The 17,296-nt window shown below is 60.2% G+C and carries 19 protein-coding genes; 16 read left to right on the top strand and 3 right to left on the bottom strand.

Going from position 1 to position 17,296, the window contains the following annotated elements; genetic code table 11:
- The first annotated feature begins 290 nt into the window (after positions 1–290).
- From NKI16_RS14665 to NKI16_RS14650, 4 genes are all read left to right on the top strand, one after another.
- The gene (locus NKI16_RS14665; RefSeq protein WP_023679264.1) at positions 291–992 is read left to right on the top strand and encodes a GntR family transcriptional regulator; all 702 of its coding nucleotides are present in this window, start codon (positions 291–293) and stop codon (positions 990–992) included.
- Positions 993–1,143: 151 nt separating this feature from the next.
- Positions 1,144–1,737, top strand: a complete 594-nt coding sequence (locus tag NKI16_RS14660; RefSeq protein ID WP_352493019.1) for a DJ-1/PfpI family protein — start codon at positions 1,144–1,146, stop codon at positions 1,735–1,737.
- Positions 1,738–2,080: 343 nt separating this feature from the next.
- The gene (locus NKI16_RS14655) at positions 2,081–2,308 is read left to right on the top strand and encodes a hypothetical protein (protein WP_023679266.1); all 228 of its coding nucleotides are present in this window, start codon (positions 2,081–2,083) and stop codon (positions 2,306–2,308) included.
- Complete coding sequence (locus tag NKI16_RS14650; RefSeq protein WP_352905814.1) at positions 2,305–2,742, top strand: TA system VapC family ribonuclease toxin; 438 nt, start codon at positions 2,305–2,307, stop codon at positions 2,740–2,742. Before NKI16_RS14655 ends, NKI16_RS14650 begins: the two co-directional genes overlap by 4 nt.
- Before the next feature lie 683 nt (positions 2,743–3,425).
- Here NKI16_RS14650 and NKI16_RS14645 read toward each other — a convergent pair.
- Positions 3,426–4,553, bottom strand: coding sequence for an NAD(P)/FAD-dependent oxidoreductase (locus NKI16_RS14645; RefSeq protein WP_352905812.1), 1,128 nt, complete (start codon positions 4,551–4,553; stop codon positions 3,426–3,428).
- A gap of 64 nt (positions 4,554–4,617) precedes the next feature.
- Positions 4,618–5,619 carry an SIS domain-containing protein gene (locus NKI16_RS14640; RefSeq protein ID WP_352905810.1) on the bottom strand — a complete coding sequence of 334 codons (1,002 nt, stop codon included), beginning with the start codon at positions 5,617–5,619 and terminating at the stop codon, positions 4,618–4,620.
- A 102-nt stretch (positions 5,620–5,721) separates the two neighbouring features.
- On the opposite strand from NKI16_RS14640, the gene NKI16_RS14635 reads away from it, so the two are divergent.
- The 5 genes from NKI16_RS14635 (at position 5,722) to NKI16_RS14615 (ending at position 11,579) form a co-directional block, all read left to right on the top strand.
- Positions 5,722–6,588 (top strand): PfkB family carbohydrate kinase, encoded by an 867-nt coding sequence (locus NKI16_RS14635; protein WP_352679454.1) that lies wholly within the window; start codon positions 5,722–5,724, stop codon positions 6,586–6,588.
- Positions 6,589–6,751: 163 nt separating this feature from the next.
- A complete protein-coding gene (locus NKI16_RS14630; RefSeq protein WP_352637498.1) occupies positions 6,752–7,588 on the top strand; it encodes an ABC transporter substrate-binding protein in 837 nt (278 codons plus the stop codon).
- A 76-nt stretch (positions 7,589–7,664) separates the two neighbouring features.
- On the top strand, positions 7,665–9,194 hold the full coding sequence (locus NKI16_RS14625) for an amino acid ABC transporter permease/ATP-binding protein (RefSeq protein ID WP_352756458.1): 1,530 nt from the start codon (positions 7,665–7,667) through the stop codon (positions 9,192–9,194).
- An 88-nt stretch (positions 9,195–9,282) separates the two neighbouring features.
- Entirely contained in the window at positions 9,283–10,404 is a 1,122-nt protein-coding gene (locus tag NKI16_RS14620; RefSeq protein WP_352905808.1) for a LacI family DNA-binding transcriptional regulator, read from the top strand.
- 317 nt (positions 10,405–10,721) lie between these two features.
- Positions 10,722–11,579 (top strand): protein-L-isoaspartate O-methyltransferase family protein, encoded by an 858-nt coding sequence (locus NKI16_RS14615; RefSeq protein ID WP_352756463.1) that lies wholly within the window; start codon positions 10,722–10,724, stop codon positions 11,577–11,579.
- A 9-nt stretch (positions 11,580–11,588) separates the two neighbouring features.
- On the opposite strand, the gene NKI16_RS14610 is transcribed toward NKI16_RS14615, so the two are convergent.
- Positions 11,589–12,128, bottom strand: a complete 540-nt coding sequence (locus NKI16_RS14610) for a glutathione S-transferase family protein (RefSeq protein ID WP_352905874.1) — start codon at positions 12,126–12,128, stop codon at positions 11,589–11,591.
- Between the two features lie 257 nt (positions 12,129–12,385).
- Here NKI16_RS14610 and NKI16_RS14605 point away from each other — a divergent pair, with 257 nt between their 5' ends.
- From NKI16_RS14605 to NKI16_RS14575, 7 genes are all read left to right on the top strand, one after another.
- Positions 12,386–13,555 carry a coiled-coil domain-containing protein gene (locus NKI16_RS14605; RefSeq protein WP_352756466.1) on the top strand — a complete coding sequence of 390 codons (1,170 nt, stop codon included), beginning with the start codon at positions 12,386–12,388 and terminating at the stop codon, positions 13,553–13,555.
- A 39-nt stretch (positions 13,556–13,594) separates the two neighbouring features.
- Complete coding sequence (locus NKI16_RS14600; protein WP_352756468.1) at positions 13,595–14,323, top strand: hypothetical protein; 729 nt, start codon at positions 13,595–13,597, stop codon at positions 14,321–14,323.
- Between the two features lie 877 nt (positions 14,324–15,200).
- Positions 15,201–15,452, top strand: coding sequence for a DUF982 domain-containing protein (locus NKI16_RS14595; protein ID WP_352756471.1), 252 nt, complete (start codon positions 15,201–15,203; stop codon positions 15,450–15,452).
- A gap of 203 nt (positions 15,453–15,655) precedes the next feature.
- Complete coding sequence (locus NKI16_RS14590) at positions 15,656–15,901, top strand: DUF982 domain-containing protein (protein WP_352923063.1); 246 nt, start codon at positions 15,656–15,658, stop codon at positions 15,899–15,901.
- 8 nt (positions 15,902–15,909) lie between these two features.
- A complete protein-coding gene (locus NKI16_RS14585) occupies positions 15,910–16,155 on the top strand; it encodes a DUF982 domain-containing protein (RefSeq protein WP_023679282.1) in 246 nt (81 codons plus the stop codon).
- 8 nt (positions 16,156–16,163) lie between these two features.
- Positions 16,164–16,499 carry a DUF982 domain-containing protein gene (locus NKI16_RS14580; protein ID WP_352923059.1) on the top strand — a complete coding sequence of 112 codons (336 nt, stop codon included), beginning with the start codon at positions 16,164–16,166 and terminating at the stop codon, positions 16,497–16,499.
- Between the two features lie 96 nt (positions 16,500–16,595).
- On the top strand, positions 16,596–17,258 hold the full coding sequence (locus tag NKI16_RS14575) for a TetR/AcrR family transcriptional regulator (protein ID WP_352566463.1): 663 nt from the start codon (positions 16,596–16,598) through the stop codon (positions 17,256–17,258).
- Positions 17,259–17,296 lie beyond the last annotated feature (38 nt).

Genomic DNA, 17,296 nt, shown 5'->3' with positions numbered 1-17,296 from the left:
TGCGAGATGGCGTTCAACTCGGCCCAAAGGCCGGGTTCGATGTAAAACCCGTCTCGCAGCGCGGTTGCGTATCGACGTGCCGAACCATCGCCCGCAACGCTGGCGGTCCGTTCAGCCGGTGAGGAAGCACGGGCTGCCAGGGCGGCACGCTGTTCCAGCAGGACCACCGCAAGCGCCATCGCTTTGTCTTGAAATGGCCTCAAATAATATCCTCTATAAAATCGTATAGGATATAGGATTGCATTGGCCGGAGCATCGTGTTAGCAACTTGATGTGTCAAGAGGCAAAAAATGCAGCCCATGAACTTACCCAGTGTAGACGAAGCGAACCCCGCCGGCGGACGTATCCAGCGCTCCAGCAGCTTGGTTGAGGACGTCTACGAAGCGATCTTTGCGCAACTCATGTCCCTGAAGATTGCGCCGGGCTCGCGCATCACCGTCGACAGCCTGGTCAAGGAATTCAACGTATCCCACACGCCGATCCGCGAGGCGCTCGGCCGGCTCGAAGGCGAAGGCCTGGTGCTGAAGACGCATCTGATCGGTTACCGCGCTGCGCCGCAGATCACGAAACGACGGTTCGATGAACTCTACGAGCTTCGCCTGCTGCTCGAGCCTCATGGTGCAGCCAAGGCAGCGGTGCTCATGGACGAGACAAAGCTCGCACAGCTTCAGAAATCGGCCGGCGTCATGGCGCGCCGTGAGGGCAAGGACGAGCGGCTGCGGTATTCCAACTTTGCCCGCCAGGATGCCATTTTCCATGACAAGGTCATGGAATTCGCCAATAACGAACTCGTGCGCGAGACGCTGGCGCACCAGCATACCCACTTCCACATATTTCGCCTGATGTTCCACTCGCGCGTCACCGAAGAGGCGCTTGACGAGCATGAGGCCATCCTGGCCGCTTTCGCTGCGGCCGATCCTGCCGCTGCCGAGCAGGCGATGCGTCGCCATATCGAGCATTCCCGCGACCGTTTGTTGCTGGCGTTCGACTGAGACTGTCCCGATGTCCCCGTACCCGCCGTTGACGGTCATCACGCCGGTCAGTGCCAACGAAGACTACTTCCCCGATTCACCCTTCTAGAAACTCAAACCTACCAGGCGAGTACAGGTCTCGCCCGGCCGTTGTCACAGGAAAGGAACGACCATGCCAGGCAAAAAGATCCTGATGCTGACTGGTGAATTCACCGAGGAATACGAAATCTTCGTCTACCAGCAGGCGATGGAAGCGGTGGGCCACACCGTTCACGTCGTGTGCCCAGACAAAAGCGCCGGAGACCTGATCAAAACATCGCTGCACGATTTCGAGGGCGATCAGACCTACACCGAAAAGCTCGGCCACTATGCGCTGATCAACAAGACCTTTTCCGACGCTGAGAAGCAGTTGGAGCAATACCACGCTGTGTACTGCGCCGGCGGCCGTGGCCCCGAATACATCCGCACCGACAAGCGCGTACAGGCGATGGTGCGCCACTTCCACGAAACCAAGAAGCCGATTTTCACGATCTGCCACGGCGTGCAGATCCTGATTGCGGTAGACGGCGTCGTGCGTGGCAAGAAGGTCGGCGCGCTGGCGGCTTGCGAGCCCGAAGTGACGCTTGCGGGCGGCACCTATATCGACCTGTCTCCAACGGAGGCATATGTGGATGGGACGATGGTTTCGGCAAAAGGCTGGACGGCGCTTGCTGCGTTCATCCGCGAATGCCTGAAGGTGCTGGGAACGGAAATCCGCCACGCGTAGACCTTTGCTCCGACGCATCCAAAAGGGTGCGTCGGTCCTTGCTGCAGCCTCCGTAGCTTCTGCCGATAGTCTCCCGAGCTGATAAGCTTCCGGAAGGCACGTCCCTTAGGTAGCGCGGCCATAACGGTCCCCTCGGCCCTGCGCAACTTTGTCGGTAGTCAAAGGGTGAGGGAAACCAAACTCGCTTACGAGTGATCGGACAACTCGTGTGCTACCTAATCCGGACAACTCATCTGCTTACGACGCTACGAAGTCGCACCGCTGTCGGAAGTCGCACCGCTTGAGTACCCGACGTTGCTGCTCTATATGATGCGTGATGATTGATGCGCACCAGGAGGGCGATATGAGAACCACACTGGCGATCGATGACGACGTCCTGGTCGCGGCCAAGGCCATCGCCCGGCAGCAGGATCGCAGCCTCGGCGAGGTCATCACCGATCTCGCCCGGCGCTCTCTGCGCCGGCCTCAAGCCGGCGGCGAGCGCAACGGGATTCCTCTACTGTCGCCTCGGCCGGATGCACCTCCTGTCACGCTTGAGACGGTCAATGCCCTGCGAGACGAACTGCCTTGACGTTCCTGCTCGATGTCAATGTGCTGATCGCACTGATCGATCCTGGCCACGTCGCCCATGACGACGCGCATGACTGGTTCGAACAGGCCGGCAACGCCGCATGGGCTACGTGTCCCATCACCGAAAACGGCGTCCTGCGCATCGTCGGCAACCAAAGATATCCCAATTCTCCCGGCTCGCCCGCCGTCGTTGCGCAAATCGTTACCAAGTTGCGGGCTCTGCACGGGCACAGCTTCTGGCCCGACGATGTGAGCCTGGTTGGCTCAGGCGACATCGATGCAGCGAAAATCCTGACCTCGGCACAGGTCACGGATACGTATCTTCTCGCGCTCGCCAAGGCGCGTGGCGGCCAACTTGCGAGCTTTGACCGCAAGCTGTCAGTCGCGGCCGTGAAGGGCGGGAAGTCTGCACTGCACCTGATTCCCACAAGGTAGACCGGCCGGGCTCTTTTTGTCTGTTCTGCATCGCCGAACCGCGCAGGTTGAGATAGGCGTAGCCGCGCAGCACCATCAGGCCGGTGCGCTCAGGCGCAATGCGCTACCGTTCGTCCAAGGCCACGAGTGTCTCAACATGCCGCCCCTCTTGGATGGTTCGTCCTCCAGCTTCCAGTCAAGGTCGGGCTTGAACCGTTGCGCGGCTGCCTGCGACTGGTACAATGCGTCGGCTTACGAAGCGAAGCTGTTGTTTCTTGGCGACGAATGTTTGCTGGGTGATCCATGGCAAGACATCGGTGCTCAGGGGCGCTGGCGGTGTAGTCGCCAATACTTTCGAGACTGGCGCCAGACAGACGCGCCGCACGTTCGTGTCCCACCTTACAACCTCTAGGACCTCGCGACATCGAGCCTATCCGGAGTGGTTCTACCCGCTGGTCGAAGATAAGCCGTTTCTGACCTTCGGCATGCCGCGGGACGTGTTCATCTCGATGGCTGGCGCGGCCGAGTTCACGCTCGGATTCGGGTTGGAGATGCTCCTCCGGGCACCTCAGCTTCTTGGCCTTGACCACCCTCGGTCCAACGTTGAAGCTGCAAGAGGCAGAAATTCGCTGTTTAGCGACCTTGCCAGGATTCCCCAGGCCCGCGGCCCATCTGGCCAGTTCGACCTCGGCCGCGATGCCCTGTCAGCTGAAACGGTTGGCGCGGAAGGTTGCAAGCATCGGGTGCGGATTGCCGGAGGCGATTTCTTTGGCAAGCAATTCGCCGACGATCAGTCCAAGCGTGGCGCCGCTGTGGCTAAAGGCGACGTGAAGCCCGGCGACGGTCTCGACTGAGCCAAGCACCGGCTCGCCGTCGCCGGGGATAGGCTTCGGGCCGACAGCATAGGTAGCGAGTTGGAGCCGCGGATTGCCGTCGAGCACGGCACTGGCCTCGTCGAGCAGTCCTTTGATGGTCTTGTCGTGCACGGTGTAGGTGCCGTCCGGGTTGACCACGACTTCTTCCTCCGACCATGCCGAATCCAAAACAAATGCGCCATCCGGCGTCGGGCGCACCGCCACGCGCGGCGTATTCAGCACGGCACGGAGCTCGGTCTTGGTCGGCTTGGTCTTCAAAAGAAGTGAAATCGGCGTGGCGTCGGGGACATGGACGCCGATCTCCGCAAGCATGACAGGCGTCGCTGGCCCAACGGCAAGGACCATTGCATCCGCCTTTATCGGCGCACCATCGGCAGTGACGACGCCACGCGCGCGACCACCTGTGGCATCCATCCGCACGCGTCCGGCGTTCTGGACGAGCTTGCCGCCGCGGGAGCGGAACTCATTGAGCAGCAGATCGATCAGGCAGGGCAGGTCAACCCATCCTTCGCCAGGATTGAAGATGGCGCCCTGCGGGGTGATGGCGCTGGCGTTGACGCCGGGCGTCATTGCACCAACTTCGGCAGGGCCGAGCAGAAGCGCGTCATAACCAATTTCCTGCTCCAGCTGGCAGATGGACGCGATCTGGTTCGCCTCATCATCCGCATCCCAGGTGAGGCCGCCGTCAAAGCGAAGCCACGACGCGGTTTCCGGCCTTGTGGCCGCCAGGGTCCGATAACGGTCGATGCCTGCAAGCCTCAAGCGGTGATAGGCAGTGTCGGCACGTCGCGCTGAGTTCAGCCAGGAAAGTGAACGGCCGGATGCACCGTTGGCCGGCGCGCCGTCATTGACAATGGTTACATCAAAGCCAAGACGAGCGAGGTGCAGCGCGGAAGAGGTGCCGAAGATGCCTGCGCCGACAACGACGACTTGGCGCGGTTTTGCAGATGCAGTCATAGGGAAATCCTTTTACGCAGAAGCCGGGCTGGGAGTTGTTGGATCGCTGCAGAGCGCGGCGGAACTAGTAGTCCGTTAGCTTCTTCATGTAGCGCCGGCCATCGAGCATCGGCCGGCCACGCAGGCCGGCCAGCTCATAGGCAAAACGCCATAGAGTGTCGAAGAAGACCAAGGGCACGAGATAGGGTTTGATGTCATCGGACATACCGCTGAGGTCGAGTTCCGCTCCATCTAGCACCAGGATGTTTTCCCGGCTTCCATGTTTGAAAAGGAAGTCGCGGGCGCGTTCGGATAGGCTCCGCGTTTCGTCCAAACCCAGCAAGACCACGAAGCAAGCATCCCGGTCCACCACCTCAAATGGGCCGTGAAAGAACTCGTTGGCGTGTATGGCCTGCGAGTCGTACCACTGCATCTCCATCAACACGCAGATGGCGTACGAATAGGCCGCACCATAGCTGGCACCGCTGGCCAGTGTGTAGATCGCATTGCGCGGCGCGAAACGGGGGGCGAAGGCCTTAAACCGGTCGGCATAGGTCCGGTGCGCACGCTCTATCGCCGGCTGAAGATGGCTCAGGCTCATCAGCACATCGGCAGTTAGCCCGGCATCCTCCCGAGCATCGATCAGGCCGGCGAGCAACATATAGAGCACGCCGTAGTTGCTGCAGGCTGAATCGATTGCTTTGCCCGTCGTGTAGGAGGCCTGGTAGGCGACGGCGTGGTCGACCGCCCGCGCGAGGGGCGATATCTGGTCGAGCGTCATGCCGATTGTCGTTGCGCCTCGATCCTTTGCATGATTGGCCGCTCGCACAGTTTCGTGGGTGGTGCCGGTCTGCGAGCAAAGGACAACGAGCGCGTCGGGTCCCAGCCGTCGCGGGTCTCGGCAGACGAACTCATCCGCGTTGTAGATGTCGCAGGCGAATGTGCCGCTGTGACGGTCGACGAAGTATTTGCCTGCCATCATGATCGAGAGCGAGCCGCCGCACGCCACGAGGAATAGGTGCGAAAACCGCCTGCCCGCCGTAGCGGTCAGGGCGCGTTCCACGTCGGCGGGCAGGGCGGAAATCATGAGCTTCCTCGTCTCGTTGGCAGAGCTGCGGGCCGGCGCACAATTGACAGATGGCAGCCAGTGTGCGAACGTTATCACATCCTTTAAACTGAAAGTCCTGCAATGGTCAAGATTGCCGCGATAGGCGATAACGTGGTCGATTGTTATCTTGCTCGCGGCGAGATGTATCCTGGTGGAAATTGCCTCAATGTCTCGGTCTATGTCAGCCGCTTCGGCGGGCGATCGGCCTATGTCGGAGCGATCGGCAAAGACCGGGCGGGGGACCTTATCTGCACTGCACTGGCGTCGGAGCGCGTGGACATCACCCGATTACGGCGCCTCGAGGGGCCGACCGCTTACTGCCTCATAGGTCACCGCAACGCCGATCGGATTTTCCTGGACTTCGATCTCGGAGTTTCGGTGTTTACGCCGACGCAAGAAGATCTGGATTTTCTCTCGAGCTTTCAGGCCGTCCACATCGGCCAGTCCAGCGGGTTAGACCCGTGGGTTGCCGCTGTATCGAGTAAGTCCCTGCTGTCTTACGACTTTTCTACGCGGCGGGAACCGGGACATCGACGCGAGATTGGGCCCTATTGCTATCTGGCTTCCGTCTCGGGTGACGGTCTCGACGACAACGAATTGGCCGCAATCGCAGCCGAACTCCTTGGATATGGTTCAAAGTGGGTCCTTGTGACTCGTGGCCGAGCCGGCGCGGTGCTTCACGCCGACACGGTCTCTTACCGCACCCAGGCGCGGCTGGTCGAACCGGTCGACACCCTGGGCGCGGGCGACACCTTCATCGCCAGAACGCTATTCGGCCTGCTTAAGGAAGAGGCGCCTCAAGACATTCTCGGCCATGCCGCGGAGGCGGCGGCCGCTACCTGCCGGTACTACGGGGCGATCGGCCATGCGACAGCAATCGAGTTAGGAAAGATGACGCCGGAGATCCTTCGCGGAGCTCGGCACGCTCAAGACTGGAAAACCGTCTAGCAGCGAAATTCTCCGAAACAATTGACGCGAGAAATGGACAATGCTAGAGGAAATGATAACGTTCTCACCTATCTGACCAAAACGCCACCTAAGAGCGTTTTGATGGATGAGACGTCGAGTGGGATCGCAGGGCCGAGTTCGGCCAATCGTAAGAGGAGAAGACATGCACACGAATTCGAGCAGGCGCCAACTTGTGAAATCCGGTCTGGCGCTGACGATCGCGCTGTTGACAGGACTTGGCACGTTGGCCTCGTCAACGCAGGCAAACGCGGCCGACAACCCCTACAACCTCATCGACCCGACGGTGATCAGCGTCGGAACCATGGGCGATGCGAAACCCTATGTCTTCACCGACGCCAACGGTAACTTCACTGGCTTCGACGCTGAACTCTTCCGCGATGTGGCGCGCCGGCTCGGGTTCAAGGAGGAACAGGTCGTTTTCACCGGCCAGGAATTCTCGGCGCTGCTGCCGTCGGTTGCCAACGGCCGGTTCGACGTCGCTGTCGCCGCCATCGGCACGACCGCGGAGCGCAAAAAGACAGTGGATTTTGGCGACGGCTATCTCGCCGGCTACCTGTCGATCATTTCGGCTGATCCGGCACTGACGAGCAATGAGAGCACCGCCGGAAAGCGCATCGGCGTGATCCAGGGAACGCTGCAGGAAATCTATGCCGAGAAGAATCTGAAGGGCGACATCGTCAAATTCCCCGACAACAACACTGCGGTGGCGGCGCTGAATAACGGGACGATCGATGGCCATTTCACTGACTATGAGTCGGCCAAGCAGTATGTGGAGCGCTACAAGAACCTGAAGATAACAATGAATGTGCCGTCCTTCGATGCGCCGGCCGGGTTCGTGGTCAAGAAAGGCAACGATGCCTTCCGCGAGGCGCTCAATAAGGCGCTGCGCCAGGCCATGGACGATGGCACCTGGAAACGGCTGCATGAGAAGTGGTTCCCGGGCACTCCGATGCCGGATCAATATCTGCCCAAGAAGTAAATTCGCGCGTATTCATTTTCGTTTCCGGCCGGGCCCGTGAGCAACGGTGCCCGGCCGAGTTATAGATGGACTTGATATGAGCTGGTTCGATACCTTCGCCCGCAGCTTCCTTGATTTCCAGGCGATGGCAGAAGTTCTGCCAAACATGGTGATGGTCGGCCTCAAGAACACTTTGATCCTGGCCCTTGCCTCGACGTTTTTCGGGACGCTGATCGGTATCGTCCTCGCAGTCATGGGGATTTCAGAGAACCGGCCGCTGAAACTCCTTGCCCGAGTCTACACCGATATCTTCCGCGGGCTTCCTGCTATTGTCACGATCCTGATCATTGGCCAAGGCTTCGCGCGGTTGGGCCGAGATCTGTTCGGTCCATCGCCTTATCCGCTGGGCATTCTGGCGCTCAGCCTGATCGCCGGCGCCTATATCGGAGAGATTTTCCGCGCCGGCATCCAGAGCGTCGAGCGTGGTCAGATCGACGCCACCCGCACTCTCGGTATGACGTATGGCCAAGGCATGCGCCTGGTGGTGATCCCGCAAGGCATCCGCCGCGTCCTGCCTGCACTGGTCAACCAGTTCATTGGCAACGTCAAAGACTCCAGCCTGGTTTATTTCCTTGGTCTGCTCGCCTCCGAACGCGAACTGTTCCGCGTTGGCCAGGACCAGGCCGTGCTGACCGGCAACCTGTCGCCGCTGTTGCTGGCCGGCGTGTTCTATCTCGTGATCACGGTGCCGCTGACCCACCTCGTCAATTACATCGACGCGCGCATGCGCGTCGGCAAACGTATCACCGCTGTGCAGAGCGGCCTCAAGGAAGTCGCCGAGCTTGCCGAAGCCGGCGTGCCGGGCGCAGCGAAATTGCCCGCAGTGGCGCCCACCCGCTTCAAGGGCGGCGGCATCGAGGTCAAGAACATCGACATGGCCTACGGCGCCGTCCAGGTGCTCCATGACGTCAGTCTGAAAGTCGAGCCCGGGACCGTCACCTGCCTCGTCGGTCCGTCCGGCTCGGGCAAGTCGACCTTGCTGCGTTGCCTCAACCGCCTCGTAGAGTGTCGAGCCGGTGACATTCTGCTCGATGGCGAAAGCATCTACAAACAGACCTCTGACCAACTCCGCCGGCGCGTCGGCATGGTTTTCCAGCAGTTCAATCTGTTTCCCGACCGCAGCGCCCTCGCCAACATCACCCTGGCGCTGCGCAAAGTAAAACGCATGTCGCGCGAGGAGGCTGAGGGAGCGGCCTTAGCGAGGCTGCATGAAGTCGGACTGCTGGAGCGCAAAGACCATCGGCCGGCCAATCTCTCGGGCGGGCAACAGCAGCGGGTAGCCATCGCGCGCGCCCTGGCCCTCGAACCCGAAATCATGCTGTTCGACGAAGTCACCAGTGCCCTCGATCCGGAATTGGTCAAAGGTGTCTTGAACTTGATGGCCGACCTCGGACGGGGCGGGATGACGATGGTGGTCGTTACGCACGAGATGAACTTCGCTCGCAAGGTCGCGAACCAGGTCGTATTCATGGACGAGGGGCGGATCGTCGAGGCAGGCCGACCAGAGGATCTATTCGACAATCCGCAAAGCCCGCGTCTTCGGCGCTTTCTGTCAGAGGTGCTGTGATTGCAATGGTGTGCGCAACGGCGGCTGTTGCGGTGTTCGGCCTTGCGGGGCGGGATTAACTGCCGCTAGGTCGCCGTCACGCGTGCGCATGGGCGGCGGGGTTTGCCGAGTGACTCAAGAATCGTCGAAAAACGCAACTATCATAGAGGTCGCTCGTCGGGCCGGGGTGAGCTCCGCCACCGCGGGGCGTGTACTTGGTGACTACGGCTACAGCAGTCCTGAGGTTCGGGAGAAGGTGCGCGCGGCGGCAGCTGCGCTGGGCTATCGGCCCAATCGCCTGGCCAAAGGCCTGATCACCGGTAAGACGCAGACTATCGGAGTTGTGGTTGGCGACATCGAAAGCCCATTCTACGCCAGCGTGCTGCGCGGAATAGGGGATGTCGCGCGCGGTGGCGGCTTCGGGGTTATCGTTACGAATAGTGACGAAAATGCCGAACTCGAGCGAGAGGCGGTGCAGTTGCTGCTGGAAAAGCAGGTCGATGGGTTGATCGTCTCATCGACCTTCGTGGACGAGCCGGATCATCTTCGTGAAGCAGTCGCGGCCCGCTGCCCCGTCGTGCAGTTCGACCGCATAGTGGCGGGCCTGGAAACCGATTCAGTCGTGGTCGACAACGTTTCTGTAACGCGTAACAGCATCGCGGCCATGATCGCCGCCGGACACAGCCGCATCGGAATACTGGCGGAACTCGGGCCGGGCCACCGCGATGATGTTGGCTCCTTTGTGGCGAACGCTGATCTCTCCAGCTTCGACGTTCGCCACCATCATCCAAGCTGGCAACGATTGTTGGGTTATCTCGAAGCCCATCGTGCCGCAGGTATCGAGCCGGATCTGCGGTTGATCCGCCGCGTAGCGGTCTATTCTAGCGAGGCAGCTCGCAAGGAGGCGCTCGATCTGCTGACAATGCGCAATACGCCGTCCGCTCTATTTACCGCCGATGGTGTGATGTCGACAGGCGTTCTGGAGGCGACTTCCGCACTAAAGCTTGCGATTCCAGGAGACGTTTCGCTGCTTTGCTTCGACGATCTCGATTGGATGCAATTCGTGGCCCAGGGTATCACAGCCATCGCCCAGCCGGCGCATTTGATCGGGGCGGCGGCGGCGGAGCTTCTCTTGAAGAGGCTAGCGCAGGCCACGTTACCTTTCGAGCATCGTGTCCTGGCAGCCCAGATCGTGGAACGAAATTCCATTGCCGTGCATGGCCAATCGTAGGTTGGATCATCCGAGGTTCCGCAGCAGGTGCGTCCCTGACATTTCAAGCTGTGGTTGCGTTGACCCAAAACGGTCGTGCTTCATTCTGGAAACATCGACAAGTTAGTTTGAAATCGCTGACCTGGAGCCGACGCGCCATTTTCGGTTAAACGGCGAACGCCAGCAGCCGGGCGGGTCGAGGGGCGGAGAGGGCAGGGCGCGGTCGAAGGCAAACAAACAACGAGCATCGCCGCGCAGTGCGGGGATAGCGATCCTTTGCCGTCGGCCGGTTTTCTGAGAGCATCACAGAGTGCGCACAATCCGGGAGCCGATATTCCATGCCAACAAGAACCGATGTTAGTGAAGCGCGCCGGTGGTTTGCCGAGGACCTGCGTGTCTCATCGCCTGTCTTGCACAACCCTGCAGTCATCGAGGCCTTCGCAAAGGTTCCGCGCGAACACTACCTTGGCAACGGGCCTTGGCGTATCCATTCGAGATTGCAAATCGGGGCGGTCCATACCAGCCCTTCAGCCGCACTTCACGAGATTTACCACGACGTTCTGGTCTCGCTTGACGAAAAGCGCGGATTAAACAGCGGCTTGCCGTCGCTTTGGGCATTGGTTTTCGACCATCTGAACTTCGCCGCCGGCCAGACTGTTCTTCAGGTGGGCGCTGGTGTCGGCTATTTCACCGCCATCCTCGCGGAACTGACGGGTTCTGAAGGGCGCGTGATTGCATATGAGATCGACGAAGAACTCGCTCGGCGCGCGCAAAGCAATCTTGCTCATTACGCCCATGTAGAAGTGATACCCGGTGATGCAACGCGGGCAGTTGATCTGCCAAACCTCGATGTCGTGGCCGCCTTTGCCGGAGTGACGCACGTGCCGGAACGGTGGCTTTCAAATTTATCCGACACGGGTCGGATGGCGCTGCCGTTCACAGGTGAAGACCAACGAGGCGTCATGATGCTTCTGGAAAGGGCTGGCTGTACGTTTCCTGTAAGATCACTTATGCCATGCGGGTTTTATCCCTGCAGCGGAGCTAGGCGCAGTGACGAAGAAAAGGCCTTGATGGCCGCCCTCAAGGCTGCCCGAGGCAAGCTCACTGGTCTCGCGCAATATCATCGAGGGCGACCAGCAAATGGCCTCGAGAACGCTTGGCTGGTGACCGACACATACTGGATTTCGAAAGCCTAGCGGTCGATGTCAATCTCGCGTGTCGCCGCCGTAGGGTGTGGCACGCATTGAAGGGCGTTCCACGAAGGATCTATACCATTGTGTCAGTCGCGGCCTTCCCTGCAAGAAGTCCGGCAGTCCCCGGAACTCCAGCCAGCTTAGACAAGTGGCGAGCGCGATGTGGCCGACATGGAGCGGCGCGTCGAATTCGACCGCGCGTTCCACGAAATTGTAGGATTCGATGAGCTTCATCGTCATGCCTGCGCCCAAGGCAGGGTAACGCAGATGTTCAGGGCGGCGCTCGTTTTCCCAGCGGATGGAAATGCCTGCGTCGCACATGCCGCCGGCGAGCGCCTGGAGGCGCAAGGCGGACCATTTTGCTCGCCCTCTTTCGGGGATGAGCCGACGACTGCTTTCGAGATCGTCGAGATAGCCGCAGATTACGCTCGAATCGAAGATCGTATAACCGTCATTGAGAACGAGAACGGGCACTTTGCTAAGCGGATTGATCGCAAACACATCCTCGTTGCGATTGATGGGGCTCGTCCTCCTCCAGAGCGTGACCTCCAGTATCTTGGAGGCTCTGGAGTGACCAGACAGAGCCGTTTTGAGCAGGGCAGCCTTTCGGGGTTTCAGACAACCCCCAGAGTAAATGAACGAAAGTTCCGTTCGTTCGAATGATGACAAGTAAGGAAATAGGAGGCAGGCTTTACGCCTTATTCGGTGCCTTGGCGTTGCCGAGGGTGCTTCACTAGCATTGATCCAGCGCCGCGCGCGTAAGTGGAGAATACAATAGCGGTGAGGGCCGCGGTCGGTGAGGTTCAGTGATGAATCATCTGCAGATACGCGGCAGGGGGTGTAGCGCCATGCTATCCCTCGTTCCGTTATGCCTTGTTCTGCTGTCGGCATCTCCGGCAAATAGTCAGTTGGCGCCCGAAGCGTCAGCTGTTGCCGCAGCTAACGACAGCTCGTCGGTCGTGGTTTCGGAACACACCGAGGTCGACAAACAACCGGGCAAGCCGCAACCGAGCGCGCTCGGATCCTATATATCTGGAGAGCTGGTGCTCAGCGAAACACAGGCACCCAAGGAGGGCGCGCAAACGCCGCTCGGCGAGCATGAGGAGGGTTTGCGCCGCGAATTGGCCGCAGCACGAGCGGAGCTAGACGTTATGCAGCGCGGCGCACGTGACCTAAGCGCCCAGGCACACGTACTGGCAGACACGGTGGCTCAGCAAGCACAAGCCCTAAAAGAGCAGCAGCGAACAGACGAAGCGCTCGCGCTCGATCTGGAGACGGCGCAGCGCGTTATCGAAAGCTACAGGGCCGAAGCCAGTCTCTGGAACAGCGAGAAGGCTGCCACGCTTGGAGCGCCCCCCTCTATGGAAGTCTCTCAGCTTGCTGCCAAGCGAGCGCTTGATGACGAGCGGCACAAGGTTGAGCTCTTGGAACAAGAACTTACTACGGCTCGCCAAACGATCGATGCTCTTAAGGCAGGCGCAAATCTGGCAGCCGTCGAGCAGGCCAACGCCATAAGGGACCGACAGGTGGCCGAGGCCGCTGTAAAGCAAGCTCGAGAAGCACTCGAACTGGGACGCGAACGAGCAGATTCAGCTGTACGAGCCCTCGCCATCGTTCGCAAGGAACGCGATGCTTTAAAGCAGAACTCGATAGAATTGAGTGCGGCGCTGGACCAAGAGCGTGAAAGGGCTATCGGTCTAGCCCGCAGCCTCAGTGCCGCGCGTGAGGCAATTGATATTGTCAAGGGTAAGCGTCGCACTGCGGCTGTGGAGCGCGCGCCGAAAGCACGTACCCCCGCGAGTGCACATGCAAGTAGGTTATCGCGTTCGGGCGCCCAACCAGTCCGCAAACCGGGCTTGCCGGAAAAACAGAAAGTGAAGGTCCAAAAGTCACCGCAACCTGTTCTGCTGTCAACCATCGCTCTTCCCGCCGCATTGCTCCCAACGCGACCACCGAAAAAGCTCGAGCCGCGCCAGTGAAAACTAGTGAGCGAAATGTATGCCGCAGGAGAGATGAGAATGAAGAAGTATGTCGCGGCCGCTTTGACGATCGGGATCACAGTTGGGCCTGCCTCGGCTCTTGATGCAGGTATAGGCGGCAATGTTGGCGGTGTCGGGGTCGGTGCTGGAGTGAGCGCCGGTTCGCAAGGCGGATCTGTGGGGGTGGGCACGAGCGTCGACGGTGTAGGCGGAGCCAACGTTGGAGCTTCGGTCGGCTCAGATGACGGATCGGTCGACGCAGGCGTTAGTGCCAGCGGCACCGTAGGTGACACAGGCGGAGGGATTTCGACGGATGTCGGTGTGGGCGACGATCCAGCCGCCGAAAACGAATCGGTTACCGCTCCCGGTAGTCCGGCCGCAGCCACCACAGCCACTGCCTCTGCCAAGACCGCCAGGCAATCGATCGTCCTGCCACCCGTCCTCCTGCCCTCTAAACCTGGTGACGGTGGGTCCGAGCGGGTCACCAAGGGCTATCCCGCTGAGTTTCTGGCACCGCTGAAAGCGAAAACCGGTACGCCAGCCGCAGTGGTGCGCGCCTGCCGCGCGGCGATCGTGTCCGCTGCGACGCCGCTTGGCGCCGTCCGTGTCCACGCGGTAAGCGCAGGTGCCTTGCGTCAACGTCGAGGCGCACTCACGGCACCGATCGAGGTGCGAATAGACTACGCTAGACAAGGTGGCATCGAAGTCCGTCAGGCGCAAGTCAGTTGTCGCCTCGATGCGTCGGGCAGGGTCACTGCAATAATATAGCAGCCAAGCCTGTAAGAGGGACACACGGCGCTTAGCCGAGGTCGCTCGTGTTGGCTCGGTGATCAACCAGTGCCCGCGAGTGTGAGTTTCCTAGCCTCGACCTGTGGCCCCGCGCGCGTGCGTACTGGTCGCAAGACCTATCAAGAAGCGCGGACTCGCTGATATCGGAACACTCCTGACGAAGCATCGGCAGCCTTTGTCCCTAGACGGTGCTCCTGCCGTGCCCAAGCCCTCTTGGCGCACCGCCCAGGTGATCGTCATGACCAATGACAACCATGCTGTCCCCCAGTCGTCGGGTTGGGCAGGAACGGCTTGCGAACGCCGCGACATCGTCCATCTCGCGCGTCCCTTCATGGCATGCCTTGCAGGTAGTCACTTCCCCGCCCTTCGGTCGCCACTTGCCATCGAACAGACCCTTGGCGGCACGTGGTCGATGTCGACGCCACGAGCCGATCCGGCACAATAGATGCAGAACGGCTGCTGGCTGCGTAACTTCTGGCTCAGGCTCACGATGTTGGGTTCCAACTTCTCTGACGGGGATTGTTAGGGCCTCGCCAGTGGGAAACGAAGGGCGCGGGGGGGCTCGCGCGAGCCAGTTATCCGATCACCCGCCCAGATTTTTGTATCAAACATTCTGGCCCCTTAAGGAACAAATCCGCTCGAGGTGCAGTTCGGTCCTTTTAAGATGTAGGCCCGAATGTGGTTGAAATCGATAAAGCCAAACAGAAGGTTATTGCCGAAGTTGTGCGGCGGTGGATCACCTGAGGTAATCCGCAATTACCTTCGCAACATGCTAAATCTGCCTGTAGAACGGGAGCTGCCGGCTGAGCAAAGGTATTTGCTGGAGGAACTTGATCGGGCCGACAAAGAGTGACGTATGGCTCTCCACTGGTTCAACCCTCCGGTCCCCGTCAAGACCGAGCGTCCCGGGATCATTCGCAACGTCAACAACGCCGAGACAGCCGGCGAGGAGCTGATGAAGTGGACCAAGCGTGGCCCTTGCTGGGATCTCGCGGTGCGCGTTTGCATGGCCGTCATTTTCGACGAGATGGAACCTGAGGAGGCCCGTAAGGCATTCCTGGCTGCCGCTAAGGAGGAGGGGACGTTACTTCCCCCCAACGGCAAATAGCTAAAGTCGGACTGCAATGTCAGTCTAACGAGGAGGGCCCGCTGCCCGTGAGAAAAGCGACGGACCCGACAGCGGCTGCACATCCACGAAGAATCGACCGCTGCAAGCTCTAAACCCGCGAGGGCCAGCAACGTTCCCGCGATTATCTGCCCGGCGCTACACTGGGTTGGTCAGCAGGCTCTTGCCGCTCTAAGTTCATCCTCATGGGTCCCTTCTGGTTCTCTCCACCGGTCTACTTGAAGACGAAACGTCCCGGCATTCGCCATGGGGTCAGCCACGTCGAGGGAGCCGCCGAGGAACTCATGGCGTGGGACACAAAGGGCCCGAGGTGGACCAAGGCGGTCCAATCCTGCGTCGATGCATTCGAGGGCAGAGCCTCCCCCCAAGAGGTCCGTGAAGCCTTCGAGGCGGCTGCCAAGGAGGCCAACGTGTATCTCTCCCCTGAGTAGGAGGTATCATGGCAACCCATTGGTTCGTCCCTCCGGTGTTCGTGAAGAGTGAAACCGGCGTCAGGCATGGGTGCAACAATGCGAGGGCAGCCCTTGAGCAGCTCAAGACGTGGACCCGGAGAGGACCTCGCTGGCACAAGGCGGTGACGCTGTGCCTGTCAGATCTGGAGGGCGATCCGATTGACCCTCAGGTCGTCCGAAAGGCCTTTGAGGCTGCCGCCAAGGAAGCCAAGATGTATCTCTCCCCTGAGTAGGAGGTGTTGTGGCAACCCATTGGTTCTCCCCTCCGGTGTACGTCAAGACCGACCGACCTGGGGTCACCTACGGGTGTAACAATGTCGAGGGTGCCGCCGAGGAACTCCTGAAGTGGACCAAGATGGGGCCCAAGTGGCGGAAGGCTGTGCAACTATGCATCGAAGCCGGCGAGGATCGGGCGACCCCCGAGGAGGCTCGTAAGGCCTTCGGGGCTGGTGCTAAGGAGGAGGAGGGGATGTTCGTGCGAAACGTTGAATGTCGCGAACTGGCGCAAATTAGTTCCCACCTGAGCGTAGAAGAAGATCCATGTACGACGGGTACATCCCATGACATTGTATGGTAGCAACGCTGATCGCGTCTGTGCCGACCGGCGGACGGTTGCAGCACGTTTCGTATGCTGATTGTCGCGATGGCGAGCGGCATGAATTTCGGAAGGGATATGAGAGCCAACACTTCAGGATCTCCCGGCGATGAGGCGCACTCTACCCGCAGCAGAATCAAAGAGGTCGCGGCCGAGTTCTATGTCCTGCGCGGCCACGATGGTTTCAGCTTCGGCGATATAGCGACGGCAATCGGCACGACGCGCGCCAACATCCATCATCACTTCGGCAACAAGCGTCAGCTGATGGAGGAATTGATCGCGGACTTCGCCGCCAACGCCGAGGCCCGCATCAAGCGCTTCTGGACGACCCCCGATATCCGGTTCTTCGACCGTCTCGATATGCAGCTCGAGGATCTGCGCCGCTTCTACGAACGTTTCAACGCTGAGAAGGGAGCCCGCAATATGTGGAGCCCGCTTTCGCGCCTTCGCCACGACCTCCCGGTTCTCGGCGAACCAGCGGAACGTGCCCTGGAGCGCGTCAACCGGGTCTATGATCAGAGCCTGCGTCATGCGGTGGACCAGGCGGTGAAGGACGGAGAGCTTTCCTCCGACACACTCAGCGACGAGCTCGTGCACATGCTGCGCATTACCCTTCTGTCCTGTCCACCGATGACGCAGGACACCGGAAGCTTCGACGAGGTCGCCAGGACTTTCGCAGCGCTCGCCGCGATCATCCGCGCCGCTTGGCAGGATGCGGGCAAGGGCTCGGGTCGAGGCTAGACATCCGGTGGATCAAAGCGAGGGTGAGTTGACAGCCT

Source organism: Mesorhizobium sp. M0698 (genome assembly GCF_040320455.1).
Lineage (GTDB): Bacteria > Pseudomonadota > Alphaproteobacteria > Rhizobiales > Rhizobiaceae > Mesorhizobium.
Note: the sequence above shows the minus strand (reverse complement) of the source record. Positions and strands in the feature narration are given on the sequence as shown.